Raw genomic sequence first — 12,409 nt, 5'->3', positions numbered from 1 at the left:
GGACGAGCGGAGGGGCTGCGTGACGATTGCGATACAGGGCGCGTGACACTTTGTGCCATTTCTGAAACGGCCGGTGACTGGTGGGTCGCGCCAGCATTGCAAAGCGCTTGTGGCTGGAGGATGCTGGGTTCGCCCAGATGGTCTGCCAAGCACAATTGTGGCGAGGGGACTTATCTGTGGCGAGGGGATTTATCCCCGCTGGGGTGCGAAGCAGCCCCAAAACCTGAACACACGGTGCATCAGACCTCACCGAGTTGGCTGCTTTAGGGCTGCTGCGCACCCCAGCGGGGATAAATCCCCTCGCCACAAGTTGAGTGTCAACTCAGGTCCAGTGTTAAACCGTTGCTCCAGCAAGGCCGCAACCTTCGGGGAGAATAATAAGAAATGCACAGCAACCATTTGAGTCGCCACGCCCAGCAGGTCCTGACGGTCACCCAGGGCAAGGCCCATTTGCAGGGGCCTGGCAGCGATCCGTCGATTGCCCGATCCTGGCTGCGCTGCCTCGAGGACTATCACCTCGACCCGGCCCAGAACCTGGCGCCGACGGTGCTCGAGCATGGCCGGGTGCTGGAGAGCCGGGAGCGTCTGCAACAGGTGCTGCATATCGCCGGCTCCGAAATGACCAGCCTGCATCAGCAACTGTCCGGCGCCGGCCACGCGGTGCTGCTCACCGACGCCCGGGGCGTGATCCTCAACTGTGTCACCGCTCCCAGCGAACGGAAGATCTTCGAACGAGCCGGGCTCTGGCTCGGGGCTGACTGGAGCGAAGCCTGCGAAGGCACCAATGGTATCGGCACTTGCCTGGTGGAGCGCCAGGCGCTGACCATCCACCAGGAAGAACATTTTCGCGGTCGCCACACCGGCCTGACCTGCTCGGCCAGCCCGGTATTTGACCCTCATGGCGAACTGCTGGCGGTGCTCGACGTGTCCTCGGCCCGGCCAGACGTGTCGCGCCAGAGCCAGTTCCACACCATGGCACTGGTCAATCTCTCGGCGAAGATGATCGAGAGCTGCTATTTCCTGCGCTGCTTCGACAATCAATGGCTGCTGCGCTTTCATTTGCAGGCCGAGTCCGTGGGGTTGTTCAGTGAAGGCTTGCTGGCGTTCGACGGCGAAGGACGGATCTGCGCCGTCAACCAGAGCGCGCTCAACCTGCTGGGGCATATTCGTGGCGGCTTGTTGGGCCAGCCGGTAGAAGCGTTTTTCGATTGTTCACTGGACGAGTTACTGGGCCGGGCCAGTGCTCATGCCAACGCCAGTTGGCCGTTGCGCACCCGTGACGGTCGGCATTTGTTCGCGGTGCTGCGTGGTCAGCCTCGCAGCATTCCGGTTCCGCTCGTCCCGGCGCCCAAAGCCATGGAGCCTGCGCGACTGTCAGGCATCTGCCTGGGGGATGCGCAGCTGCAGGAGCATTTCCGCAAGGCGCTGCGGGTATTCGAGCGTGATGTACCGCTGCTGATCAACGGTGAAACCGGTTGTGGCAAGGAAGCCTTCGCCAAGGCCGTGCATCAGGCCAGCCAGCGCGCCGGGAAAAACTTCGTCGCCCTCAACTGCGCGGCCATCCCCGAAAGCCTGATCGAGAGCGAGCTGTTCGGCTATCGCGGCGGCAGTTTTACCGGGGCCCGCAAGGAGGGCATGCGCGGCAAGCTGCAACAGGCCGACGGCGGCACCCTGTTCCTGGATGAAATCGGCGACATGCCCCTGGCCTTGCAGACCCGCTTGCTGCGGGTGCTGGAGGATCGCCAGGTGGTGCCCATCGGCGGCGAACCCGAGACGGTAAACGTGCGCATCATCAGCGCCACCCACCGACAATTGCTCGACCGTGTGCAGGACGGCAGCTTCCGCGAAGACCTGTACTACCGGCTCAACGGCCTGGAAATCCCTTTGCCGGCGTTGCGCGAGCGCAGCGACAAATCGCAGTTGCTGGACTTTCTGCTGGCCGAAGAAAGCGGCACCGAGGCGGTGTTCATCGACGAGCCGGCGCGCCGGGCGCTCCTGGCGTTTGACTGGCCGGGCAACGTGCGGCAGATGCGCAACGTGCTGCGTACCCTCGCCGCGTTGTGCGAGGGTGGCAGGATCGGGCTGGAGGACTTGCCAGCGATGATTCGCCAGGCACGGCCGGCGTTGGAGGACACACCGGCATCCGAACATCCGCTGGAGGATGCGGAACGGCTGGCCTTGCTCAACGCGCTGGAGCAGACCCGCTGGCACATGACCAACACGGCCGAGCAACTGGGTATCAGCCGCAACACCCTCTACCGGAAGCTGCGTAAACACGCGATCGCTCGCTGACCACCACTCCCCCAGGCACCGAAGCCCTGTGGGAGCAAGGCTTGCCCGCGATAGCCTCGACACGATTCCATGGAAGTCCGCGTCATCGTTCATCGCGGGCAAGCCTTGCTCCCACAACTAGAAAGACAAGGTGCGATTTCCCCCTCCCTACGCTAACCTGCGGCCATGTTTTACGAGGTCGACTATGCACATCCATATTCTCGGTATTTGCGGCACTTTCATGGGTTCGATGGCGGTCCTGGCCAAGGAGCTGGGCCATCATGTGACCGGTTCCGACGCCAACGTCTACCCGCCGATGAGCACGCAGCTAGAGGCCCAGGGCATCGAGCTGACCCAAGGCTATGACCCGGCGCAACTGGACCCGGCGCCGGATCTGGTAGTCATCGGCAACGCCATGTCCCGTGGCAACCCGGCGGTGGAATACGTGCTCAACAAGGGCCTGCCGTATGTGTCCGGGCCGCAGTGGCTGGCCGATCACGTGTTGCAGGGCCGTTGGGTCCTGGCCGTGGCCGGTACTCACGGGAAAACCACCACCAGCAGCATGCTCGCCTGGGTGCTGGAGCACGCGGGCATGAGCCCGGGCTTCCTGATCGGCGGCGTGCCGCAGAATTTCTCGGTGTCGGCGCGCCTGGGCGGTACGCCGTTCTTTGTGATTGAGGCCGATGAATACGACAGTGCGTTTTTCGACAAGCGTTCGAAATTCGTCCACTACCGCCCGCGCACGGCGATCCTGAATAACCTGGAATTCGATCATGCGGACATCTTCCCTGATCTGGCGGCTATCGAGCGGCAATTTCACCATTTGGTCCGTATCATCCCGAGCGAAGGTCTGGTGATTCACCCGACCACCGAGCCGGCATTGCAGCGGGTCATCGAGATGGGCTGCTGGACCCCGGTGCAGACCACCGGCGCGGGCGGACAGTGGCAGGTGAAGTTGCTGAAGGACGACGGTTCGCAGTTCGAAGTGATGTTCGAGGGCCAGTCCCAAGGCGTCGTGGAGTGGGAACTGACCGGCCAGCACAACGTCGCCAACGCCCTGGCTACCTTGGCGGCGGCGCGTCATGTAGGCGTGGTGCCGTCGATGGGCATCGCCGCGCTGAGTGCGTTCAAGAACGTCAAGCGGCGCATGGAAAAGGTCGCCGAAGTGCGCGGCATCACCATCTATGACGATTTCGCCCACCATCCGACCGCCATTGCCACCACCCTCGACGGTCTGCGCAAACGTATTGGCGATGCGCCGTTGATCGCGATCATCGAGCCGCGCTCCAACTCGATGAAGCTCGGCGCCCACCGCGATGGCCTGCCGGAAAGCGTGGTCGATGCCGACCAGGTGATCTGGTATGCGCCGGCCAACCTGGGTTGGGACCTGGGCGCCACGGCCGCCTTGTGCACGGTGCCGTCGATTGTCAGCGATTCCCTGGAGGGCATCATCGAGCGCGTGAAGAGTCAGGCCCAGCCCGGCACTCACGTGGTGATCATGAGCAACGGCGGCTTCGGCGGCCTGCACGGCAAACTGGCTGAGGCGCTGCAATGAACACTCGCTTCGAGAGCAATGGTCCGGAGCGCATCACGCTGGCGATGACCGGTGCGTCCGGCGCCCAGTACGGCTTGCGCCTGCTCGATTGCCTGGTGCGGGAAGACCGTGAGGTGCATTTCCTCATTTCCAAGGCCGCGCAGTTGGTAATGGCCACGGAAACCGACGTGACCCTGCCGGCCAAGACCCAGATGATGCAGGCCTTCCTCACTGAATACACCGGGGCGGCGTCGGGGCAGATCCGGGTGTATGGCAAGGAAGACTGGATGTCGCCGGTGGCGTCGGGCTCCGGCTCGCCAGCGGCCATGGTGGTGGTGCCGTGTTCCACCGGCACGCTGTCGGCGATTGCCACCGGGGCCTGCAACAACCTGATCGAGCGGGCCGCGGACGTGACGCTCAAGGAGCGTCGCCAGTTGATCCTCGTGCCGCGGGAGGCGCCGTATTCGAGCATTCACCTGGAACACATGCTCAAGCTGTCGAACATGGGCGTGACCATTCTGCCGGCCTCGCCGGGCTTTTATCATCAGCCGCAGACTATCGACGACCTGATCGATTTCGTGGTCGCGCGGATCCTCAACCTGCTGAATATTCCCCAGGACATGTTGCCGCGCTGGGGTGAGCACCATTTGAGCAGTGATGAATAAGCTGCTGATCGTGCTGCTGGCGCTGCAACTGACCGGCTGCGCCACCGCCCGCACCCTCGACGCCGCCAAGCCTGGCGCGCCGGTGGTGTATGCGGGTACTCGCCTGGATCTTTACGCCCTCAACGGTGGCTGCTGCGCCAAGGATCGCTTTGGCGCCGAAGCGCCGAGCTACCCTGGCGTCGACCTGCCGGGCAGTGCGTTGCTCGACACCTTGCTGCTGCCGTTGTCGTTGTTTACCGCGATGGGGGTGGGGTTCCAGGCGACTGGTGGGTTGTAACACCGTGAACCCTGTGGCGACGGGATCTCTGTGGCGAGGGGATTTATCCCCGCTGGACTGCGAAGCAGTCCCCCCCCTCGATCTGTCTGATACACCGCAGGTTCAGGCTTTGGGGGCGCTTTGCACCCCAGCGGGGATAAATCCCCTCGCCACAAGGGCGCCCCGGCAGCCCTCAGCCTTACTTACCCAACCTACGCAACTCATCCGACTCCACCACCCGTACCCCATCCTGCTCTTCCAACGCCAGGCGCCACATGGCGCGGGCCAGTTGGCAGGCTTCGATGCCGTGATACTTGCCGGGAATCAGCTTCGACAAGGGCCCGGCCAGTTGCTCGGCCAAGCGGGGTTCGACGCGCTCGCCCAACAGCAGGGAGGGACGGCAGATGGTCAGTTGCGGCCAGTCCTGGGCCTTGAGCGCGGCTTCCATTTCGCCTTTGACCCGGTTGTAGAAGACCGATGATTTCGCGTCGGCCCCCAGGGCGCTGATCACGACCAGGTGCCGTGCGCCCAGCTCCCGGGCGCGCTTGGCAAAAGCCACGACCAGGTCCAGGTCCACCGCGCGAAAGGCTTGTTCCGAACCGGCCTTCTTGATGGTGGTGCCGAGGCAGCAGAAAGCGATGTCGACCTGGCCGCTGAGGCGTGGCAGTACGTCGGTCGGTTCCCCAACCGGGTTTTCCAGATGCGGATGCTCGGCCAGTGGCCGGCGGGAGGGCGCCAGGACCCGGCTGATGGTCGGCTCGTTGAGCAGCCGGTCCAGCAGGTGTTCCCCGGTCAATCCGGTAGCGCCGGCGAGCAAAACATGCTGAGGCGTCAAGTACATAGTGTTTCCCCCTTGATACGGTTCAGCTTAGTTGCTCTTTTTGACATCGTCGTTCAGTGCAGCACTTTGCAATGCTTTTCGCGCTTGTAGTTTGCGCAACAGTTGCCAGTGGGAAAGGACCGTCCTGGGAGCCCAGATCTGTGGCTCGGACGCCTCGAAATTATCCGCCTGCTCCCGTTCGGCCACGGTGGCCTTGGCCAGCTTGAAGGCCTGTTCCAGATCGTCGGTCTGGTTCAGCGCCTGGGCGAACAAGGCATCGCCGAAATAGGTGAAGTTGGCTTCCTCGGAGCAACCGAAGGACACCCGGTCGGCCCGTGAAGCGGTCATGACCAAGGTGCGTTCATCTTTGAGCGCCGGGATGAAGCCACCGGAGTAGCAGGCCGAGATCACCACGATCTTGTCGCGGTTCTTCAGCGGTGCCAGCACCACCGCCAGTTCGTCGGCGGGCAGGTCGGCCAGTTCCATGCGCGGCTGGTCGAGCACCAATTCATGTTCGCTGGTGCCATGGCTGGTCAGGTAGATGAAAATCAGGTCTTCCGGACCGCTGCGTTCGGCCAGGGTGTTGGCGGCGCGGCGCAGGCTTTCGCGGGTCGCCATGGGGCGGTCGCCCAGGTGATCGCGATGATTGACCAGGCGGATCTGGCCGACCGCGCCGAAACGGCTGGCGAGCATGTTGGCGACATAGTCGGATTCGCGCAGGAACACGCTTTGCTTGCCGTCGCCGCCCAGGGTCAGACTGTACAGCTCCACCGCCGGTGTCGAAGCGGGGACCTGGGCCAGGGCATCATCCAGCAGGCGGCCCTGGGACAGCAGGCCGAGTTCGAGTACATCCGGCAACAGTTTGCCATCCGCGTCGCGCACCCGCTGGCCATTGGCCCAGGTGCCGCTTTGCACCGTGCCATCAGTCAGCACCAGGGTGCCGCGGCCGTGGTAACCGTCGTTTTCGAACTCACCGATGTAAAAACTGCCGTCGGGCAGGTTCAAACGACCCTGGCCGCTAAAGCGCCATTCATTGAACCGGCCGAGGTAATGGCTGCCATCGGCGCCGATCAGCTCGCCCTTGCCGGTGAGTGCGCCGTCCTTGAACTGGCCGATCCAGACATCGCCGTCGGCATTTTCGTAGCGGCCTCGGCCGTTGAGCTGGTTGTTCTTGAAACTGCCGACATAGACGTCGCCTTCGGCGCTGTTGAACGTGCCTTTGCCCTGCAACTGACCATCGACGAAATGCCCGGTGAACTGGTTGCCGGCGGCATCGAAGCGCTGGCCATCGCCGTTGGGCTTGCCATTGACGAACGGGCCCTGGTATTGGCTGCCATCGGCGAGCTCCAGGCGGCCGAGGCCCGAATAGCGGTCGGCCTTGAATTCGCCACGGTAGGTGACGCCGTTTTCCTTGAGCGTGCCTTCGCCGTCCCGCCGCCCCAGCTTGAAGCCGCCGGTGTAGCTGCTGGTGGGCGTGTCGAGGCTGCCCTGGCCGTGGAACAGGCCCTGCTGGAACTGGCCGCGATAGACCTCGCCATTGCTGCCGTGCCATTCCCCGGTGCCATGCCATTGGCCTTTGTCGAACTGTCCGGCATACCAACTGCCGTTGGGATAGTCGATGCGTCCCTGGCCCTGCAGCAGCCCGTTCACCAGGTCGCCGCGATAGCGTCCGCCATCGGGCAGGCGTGCGTCAGGCGGCAACAGGGAATCGCCATCGCCGCAGGCGGCCAGCAAGAGGGTCAAAGCCAGGGGGAAAAGTAAGCGCATAACAGGATCCAGGTAATCAGGCGACGAGTATGCCGCAGCTATGCGCGATAGAACTAGAGAAGCGGTGCGAAACTGCCTGAGCGGTTTCGCATGCGCGAAGGGTTACACGAAGCAGAGCGACAGGGGGTCGGCGATGTAGGCCGGTTTGTCCGAGCCTTCGATCTCCAGCGTGGCGGTGGCCTTGAGCAGCCATTGGCCGGGTTTTTTCTCGGTGGCGTCCACCAGGTCGACCTTGAGCCGAACTTTGGAGTCGACCTTCACTGGCTGGATGAAGCGCACGCTGTCCAGTCCGTAGTTGACGACCATTTTCACGCCTTCGGGCAGGATCAGGATGTCTTCCATCAGCTTGGGCATCAGCGACAGCGACAGGAAACCGTGGGCAATGGTGCTGCCGAATGGCGTCTGTGCGGCCTTGACCGGATCGACGTGGATGAACTGAAAGTCGCCTGTGGCTTCGGCGAACAGGTTGATACGATCCTGATCGATGGTCAGCCAGTCGGAACGTCCGAGTTCCTTGCCGACATAATCTTTGAGCGCTGCAACGGGAACATAGGGCATTGAGACTCTCCTTGGTTCAACGGTTCTATCTTTGGTACGGGGTAGGTGGCCCCGGGGAACCACTGTAGATCAACATGACGCACAGGGAAGGTCACTGACCATGCTTTTTACGAATGCCGGTCCATAGCCTGGGCGTGCTTATAATGCGGGCGCTTTCATTGGGTAGAGGTTGCAGGGGAGAGGACGGATGTTGTTACGGGGCCTGACCTGGCTGGTGCTGTTTCAATTGCTGGGCACCGCCATCAATCATTTGTTCTTGCCGGTGCTGCCGGGGCCGATCATCGGCCTGCTGCTGTTGCTGGGCTATTTGATCGTCCGTGGCGAAGTCGCCGAGCCATTGAGCCTGGCCGCCGGCAGCCTGCTGCGTTACCTGCCGTTGCTGCTGGTGCCGCCAGCGGTGGGGGTGATGGTCTATGCCCGGGCCATCGCCGCCGATTTCTGGGCCATCGTCGGTGCGCTGGTGTTGTCGCTGGTCCTGTCCATGGCGTTCACCGGGGTGCTGATGCAGCGCCTCGGCCGGCGTCACGTCGCTGCCGTGGAGGAGGACACCCCATGATCCTCGACTGGCAGGGCGCCTGGGCTTCGGTGATCCATCATCCGCTGTTCGGCATCGGCATTACCCTGGGGGCCTATCAACTGGTACTGGCGGCATTCGAGAAGACCCGCTGGGTGTTCCTGCAACCGGTGCTGATGTCGATGGTGGTGCTGATCGGTGTGCTGGTCAGCTGCGGCATCACCTACGCCGAATACCGCAAGAGCACCGAGATCCTCAGCATCCTGCTGGGGCCGGCCACGGTCGCGCTGGCGGTGCCGCTGTACCTGAACCTGCGACGGATCCGGCAATTGTTCTGGCCGATCTTTACTACGCTGGTGATAGGCGGGGTGTTCGCCACCGGTTCTGCGGTGTTGCTGGGCTGGGTGTTCGGCGCCGAGCACATGATCCTGATGACCATGGCGCCCAAGTCGGTGACCTCGCCGATCGCCATGCTGGTAGCCGAGCAGATCGGCGGCGTGGCGGCCATGGCGGCGGTGTTCGTCTTGATCACCGGGGTGCTCGGGGCGATCCTGGGCCCGAGCATCCTGAACCGGCTGGGCGTCCACAGCCCTGAAGCCCGGGGCATGGCCCTGGGCCTGACGGCTCACGCGGTGGGGACGTCGGTGGCGTTGCAGGAAAGCGAAGAGTCCGGCGCCTTTGCGGCGCTGGCGATGAGTCTGATGGGCGTGGCCACGGCAGTGCTGCTACCGCTGGTGGTGTCGATGACGGTCTAGGAAACAGTTATGAATTTGCCGCTTTTTCCGTTGAACACTGTGCTTTTCCCTGGCTGCATCCTCGATTTGCAGATATTCGAGGCGCGCTACCTCGACATGATTGGGCGCTGCATGAAGAAGGGCGAAGGGTTCGGGATAGTGTGCATCCTGGACGGGCAGGAAGTCGGCATTGCGCCGCAAGGCTATGCACGGGTCGGCTGTGAGGCGCTGATCACCGACTTTTCCCAGCAGGACAACGGCCTGCTGGGCATTCGCGTGCAGGGTGGGCGCCGCTTTATCGTGCATGGCAGCAGTGTCCAGTTCGACCAGCTCACCGTGGCCGACGTCGAGTGGCTGGAGGATGAACCGGAGCAACCGCTGCAGGACGAGGACGCCGACCTGGTGGCGCTGCTCCAGGCCTTGGCCGAGCACCCGATGGTCGAGGCCCTGAACATGGGCACCGAGGCGACCGGCCAACAGTCACTGGCCAATCAACTGGCTTACCTGTTGCCGTTCAATGAACTGGACAAGATCGACCTGCTGCAACTGGATGATCCGCAACAGCGCCTGGATGCGATCCAGGCGCTGCTCGATGAGTTGCAGGGTGAGCTGTTCGCCTGAGACTGTCACCGCAAATCACTGTGGGAGCGAGCCTGCTCGCGATGGCGGCGTATCAGCGAAGCAGGTGTTGGCTGATGCACCGCCATCGCGAGCAGGCTCGCTCCCACAGGGTTCCTCTGTGTCTACCGGTTCAGTGTTTCAATAGGCATACCGCAGCATCCCATGAGGCAAGTGCCGCAAGGCGAAGAAGCTGAGCGCTGCCACCAGCGCCGGCAGGATCAGCCACCAGATTTTCGGCGGCATGGCGGGCAGTGCGGTCTGGCGTTGGCTCAGCCAGAGGACGGCGGCGCAGACGCAGGCGGCGAGCATGGCGCCGGCGAGGATGTCGCTGGGCCAGTGGGCGCCCAGATACACCCGGGACAAGGCAATCGCCAGCGCCGGCAGACAGCCCAGCAGCAGCCAGGTCAGGCGCAGGCGTGGCGGTTGTCCGCGACCGGCCAGGACGGCGAGCGCCAGGAACAGCGCGAACGAACCAGAGGCATGGCCGCTGGGCATGCTGTAGCTGGTCAGTGGGTCGGTGAGGATTTCCGGACGCACGCGGGCGAAGAAGTGCTTGAAGCCGGTATTGGCCAGGGCGGTGAACAGCATGGTGGCGCCGGCGAAAATGGCCTGTCGCCATTGGCGGGCCAGCAACAGCAAACCTGTCAGCAGGGCGCTGAAGATCAGCATGAAACGGAATTCGCCGATCAGGGTGAAGGTCACGGCGATTTCGTCCAGCGTCGGGCTGCGATGTTCCTGGACCAGGGCCATCAACCCTTGGTCGAAGGCCGTCAGGTAGCGGAAACCGATGAACAGGCCGAGCAGGATCACCAGACCCAGACCGGCAATCAGCGCCGTGGCGTGTCGATGCCGCCGCAGGCTGCTGTTGACACTCAACCCGATCATCACCGCGATGCTGCCGATGACGATGCCGGCCTGTAGCCAGAAACCGTCGGGCAACGGCAGACGAATCGCCGCTCCGGTGGCCCAGCCCGGCAACAGATACGCCACGCTCCAGCCCGACGCGGCCAGCAGGCTGACGGCGGCAAAGCGGGGGAAGGGCATGTCGCACATCCCGGCCACCATCGGCAGCATCGGTCGCAGCGGACCGATAAAGCGACCCACCAGCAGGCTGGCGATGCCGTAGCGCTGGAAATAGCTTTCCGCCGAATTCATCCATTCCGGGTGGTGACGCAATCCCGGCAAGCGTCGGATGTTCTGGTGGAAGTGCCGGCCGAGAAAATACGACACCAGGTCTCCGAGCAAGCCACCGAGCAAACCCAGCAACAGCGTCTCGCCCAAGGACAACGCGCCACTGCCGGCCAGCACCGCCACGGCAAACAGCAGAACGGTGCCCGGTACGATCAATCCGGCAATCGCCAGGCATTCCACGCACGCCACGATGAACACCGCCACCGCCAGCCATTGCGGGTTGGCAGCCAACCAGCCAGTGATGCTATCGAGCCATGGGCCCATACATACAACTCCATTGAAGGTACATTTTTACTGTGGGGGCGAGCAGGCTCGCGATGGCGGTGTGTCAGTCAATATCAGCATTGAATGTACTGACGCCATCGCGAGCAGGCTCGCTCCCACAGGGGGGCTGTTGTGAAGCAAAAAATCTGGTTCGCACAGGTTCTTTGTGGGAGCCGAGCTTGCTCGCGATGGCGGTGTGTCAGTCAATATCAGCATTGAATGTATTGACGCCATCGCGAGCAGGCTCGCTCCCACAGGGGGCTGTTGTGAAGCAAAAATCCTGGTTCGCACAGGTTCTTTGTGGGAGCCGAGCTTGCTCGCGATGGCGGTGTGTCAGTCAACATCAACATTGAATGTGCAGACGTCATCGCGAGCAAGCTCGGCTCCCACAGGAAATTGTGCTGCATCGCTCAAGGCAGCAAAAAATAATCGCGCCCCTCGACCTGTCCACGCCGCAACGGGTTGCGGGTGCACCACGGTGCGTAGGCGGCATCGACGAAACGATAGGGCAGATGCTCGTCGCGTCCTAATGGGATGCCCAGGCGGGTGGTCTGGATCACATTGACCGTCGGCACTTCCACGTCTTCCACCAGCAACCGCTCGGGATCGAAGCGCTTGGCGTCCCATTCCGGCACCTTCAGCCCCAGGGCCTTGCACAGCAACGTCTGGCCGGCGCAGAGCTTCTGCGGCGTACGAGGGCGGCCCTGGGCGTCGGGGTTGTTCAGCAGCATCTGCGCCAGACTCTCCGGACCGGAGATAGCGTCGACCCAGGGGTACGCCGATTTGATCAGCACCGCATTGCCCGGGCCTTGGGCGCTGAAGTTCAGCGAGTCGCCGCCTCGGGCGTAGTACATATAGATGTGGCCGCCGTCGAGGAACAGGGCCTTGCGTTTTTCCGTATAGCCCAGGGAGGCGTGGCTGCCCTTTTCGGCGAAATAATAGGCTTCGGTCTCGATGATTCGGGCGCTGAGCCACAGGTCACCGACCTTGTGGCGAATGACTTTGCCCAGCAGGTCCCTGGCGAGCACCTGAGCGTCGCGGTCAAAAAAGGCGTGGGGCAGGGCGTTTGGCGTATGAGGCGAATCGGTCATGGCAGTAGACGAACTGAGGCCAAAGGAAGGGCGATGATAGCAACGGAAATCTTAATCGCCGCTGAACAGGTGAAATTCCTGACAGTTTTGTGCCTCCGCCGGTCACCACTGTGAGTCCATGCT

12 protein-coding genes are annotated in these 12,409 nt (G+C 62.9%); 7 read left to right on the top strand and 5 right to left on the bottom strand.

From position 1 onward, the window contains the following. The first annotated feature begins 384 nt into the window (after window positions 1-384). The 4 genes from LOY35_RS24660 to LOY35_RS24645 all read left to right on the top strand — a co-directional run bounded on the left by LOY35_RS24660 (window position 385) and on the right by LOY35_RS24645 (window position 4,747). Window positions 385-2,292: a sigma-54-dependent Fis family transcriptional regulator gene (locus tag LOY35_RS24660; RefSeq protein ID WP_258628267.1), complete on the top strand. Its 1,908-nt coding sequence runs from the start codon at window positions 385-387 to the stop codon at window positions 2,290-2,292. Window positions 2,293-2,476: 184 nt separating this feature from the next. After that, complete coding sequence (gene mpl / locus LOY35_RS24655) at window positions 2,477-3,826, top strand: UDP-N-acetylmuramate:L-alanyl-gamma-D-glutamyl-meso-diaminopimelate ligase (protein ID WP_258628262.1); 1,350 nt, start codon at window positions 2,477-2,479, stop codon at window positions 3,824-3,826. Continuing rightward, window positions 3,823-4,470, top strand: coding sequence for a flavin prenyltransferase UbiX (ubiX, locus tag LOY35_RS24650; RefSeq protein WP_258628259.1), 648 nt, complete (start codon window positions 3,823-3,825; stop codon window positions 4,468-4,470). Before mpl ends, ubiX begins: the two co-directional genes overlap by 4 nt. After that, window positions 4,463-4,747, top strand: coding sequence for a YceK/YidQ family lipoprotein (locus LOY35_RS24645; RefSeq protein ID WP_041023160.1), 285 nt, complete (start codon window positions 4,463-4,465; stop codon window positions 4,745-4,747). The genes ubiX and LOY35_RS24645 overlap by 8 nt, the downstream gene beginning before the upstream one ends. A gap of 178 nt (window positions 4,748-4,925) precedes the next feature. Here the strand turns inward: LOY35_RS24645 and LOY35_RS24640 are convergent, their stop codons facing one another. The 3 genes from LOY35_RS24640 to LOY35_RS24630 all read right to left on the bottom strand — a co-directional run bounded on the left by LOY35_RS24640 (window position 4,926) and on the right by LOY35_RS24630 (window position 7,871). Next, complete coding sequence (locus LOY35_RS24640) at window positions 4,926-5,567, bottom strand: oxidoreductase (protein WP_258628255.1); 642 nt, start codon at window positions 5,565-5,567, stop codon at window positions 4,926-4,928. 27 nt (window positions 5,568-5,594) lie between these two features. Further along, a complete protein-coding gene (locus tag LOY35_RS24635) occupies window positions 5,595-7,313 on the bottom strand; it encodes a C13 family peptidase (protein WP_258628254.1) in 1,719 nt (572 codons plus the stop codon). A gap of 102 nt (window positions 7,314-7,415) precedes the next feature. Further along, the gene (locus tag LOY35_RS24630) at window positions 7,416-7,871 is read right to left on the bottom strand and encodes a MaoC family dehydratase (RefSeq protein ID WP_258628253.1); all 456 of its coding nucleotides are present in this window, start codon (window positions 7,869-7,871) and stop codon (window positions 7,416-7,418) included. Window positions 7,872-8,058: 187 nt separating this feature from the next. Here LOY35_RS24630 and LOY35_RS24625 point away from each other — a divergent pair, with 187 nt between their 5' ends. From LOY35_RS24625 to LOY35_RS24615, 3 genes are read left to right on the top strand one after another with little or no spacing between them, the layout of a single operon-like run. Then, the gene (locus LOY35_RS24625) at window positions 8,059-8,427 is read left to right on the top strand and encodes a CidA/LrgA family protein (protein WP_258628252.1); all 369 of its coding nucleotides are present in this window, start codon (window positions 8,059-8,061) and stop codon (window positions 8,425-8,427) included. Next, on the top strand, window positions 8,424-9,140 hold the full coding sequence (locus LOY35_RS24620; protein ID WP_258628251.1) for an LrgB family protein: 717 nt from the start codon (window positions 8,424-8,426) through the stop codon (window positions 9,138-9,140). Before LOY35_RS24625 ends, LOY35_RS24620 begins: the two co-directional genes overlap by 4 nt. 9 nt (window positions 9,141-9,149) lie before the next feature. After that, complete coding sequence (locus tag LOY35_RS24615; protein WP_258628249.1) at window positions 9,150-9,740, top strand: LON peptidase substrate-binding domain-containing protein; 591 nt, start codon at window positions 9,150-9,152, stop codon at window positions 9,738-9,740. 138 nt (window positions 9,741-9,878) lie between these two features. Here the strand turns inward: LOY35_RS24615 and LOY35_RS24610 are convergent, their stop codons facing one another. Together LOY35_RS24610 and LOY35_RS24605 are read right to left on the bottom strand one after the other, a co-directional pair. Further along, window positions 9,879-11,195, bottom strand: a complete 1,317-nt coding sequence (locus tag LOY35_RS24610; protein ID WP_258628247.1) for a bifunctional DedA family/phosphatase PAP2 family protein — start codon at window positions 11,193-11,195, stop codon at window positions 9,879-9,881. Window positions 11,196-11,605: 410 nt separating this feature from the next. After that, complete coding sequence (locus tag LOY35_RS24605) at window positions 11,606-12,286, bottom strand: DNA-3-methyladenine glycosylase (RefSeq protein WP_258628244.1); 681 nt, start codon at window positions 12,284-12,286, stop codon at window positions 11,606-11,608. Window positions 12,287-12,409 lie beyond the last annotated feature (123 nt).

The organism is Pseudomonas sp. B21-028 (assembly GCF_024749045.1).
Taxonomy (GTDB): domain Bacteria; phylum Pseudomonadota; class Gammaproteobacteria; order Pseudomonadales; family Pseudomonadaceae; genus Aquipseudomonas.
This window is presented reverse-complemented; position numbering and strand designations above follow the sequence as displayed.

Coding starts and splice junctions, on each gene's coding strand:
- LOY35_RS24660 (WP_258628267.1), top strand. CDS start 385: ATGCACAGCAACCATTTGAGTCGCCACGCCCAGCAGGTCCTGACGGTC.
- mpl (WP_258628262.1), top strand. CDS start 2,477: ATGCACATCCATATTCTCGGTATTTGCGGCACTTTCATGGGTTCGATG.
- ubiX (WP_258628259.1), top strand. CDS start 3,823: ATGAACACTCGCTTCGAGAGCAATGGTCCGGAGCGCATCACGCTGGCG.
- LOY35_RS24645 (WP_041023160.1), top strand. CDS start 4,463: ATGAATAAGCTGCTGATCGTGCTGCTGGCGCTGCAACTGACCGGCTGC.
- LOY35_RS24640 (WP_258628255.1), bottom strand. CDS start 5,567: ATGTACTTGACGCCTCAGCATGTTTTGCTCGCCGGCGCTACCGGATTG.
- LOY35_RS24635 (WP_258628254.1), bottom strand. CDS start 7,313: ATGCGCTTACTTTTCCCCCTGGCTTTGACCCTCTTGCTGGCCGCCTGC.
- LOY35_RS24630 (WP_258628253.1), bottom strand. CDS start 7,871: ATGCCCTATGTTCCCGTTGCAGCGCTCAAAGATTATGTCGGCAAGGAA.
- LOY35_RS24625 (WP_258628252.1), top strand. CDS start 8,059: ATGTTGTTACGGGGCCTGACCTGGCTGGTGCTGTTTCAATTGCTGGGC.
- LOY35_RS24620 (WP_258628251.1), top strand. CDS start 8,424: ATGATCCTCGACTGGCAGGGCGCCTGGGCTTCGGTGATCCATCATCCG.
- LOY35_RS24615 (WP_258628249.1), top strand. CDS start 9,150: ATGAATTTGCCGCTTTTTCCGTTGAACACTGTGCTTTTCCCTGGCTGC.
- LOY35_RS24610 (WP_258628247.1), bottom strand. CDS start 11,195: ATGGGCCCATGGCTCGATAGCATCACTGGCTGGTTGGCTGCCAACCCG.
- LOY35_RS24605 (WP_258628244.1), bottom strand. CDS start 12,286: ATGACCGATTCGCCTCATACGCCAAACGCCCTGCCCCACGCCTTTTTT.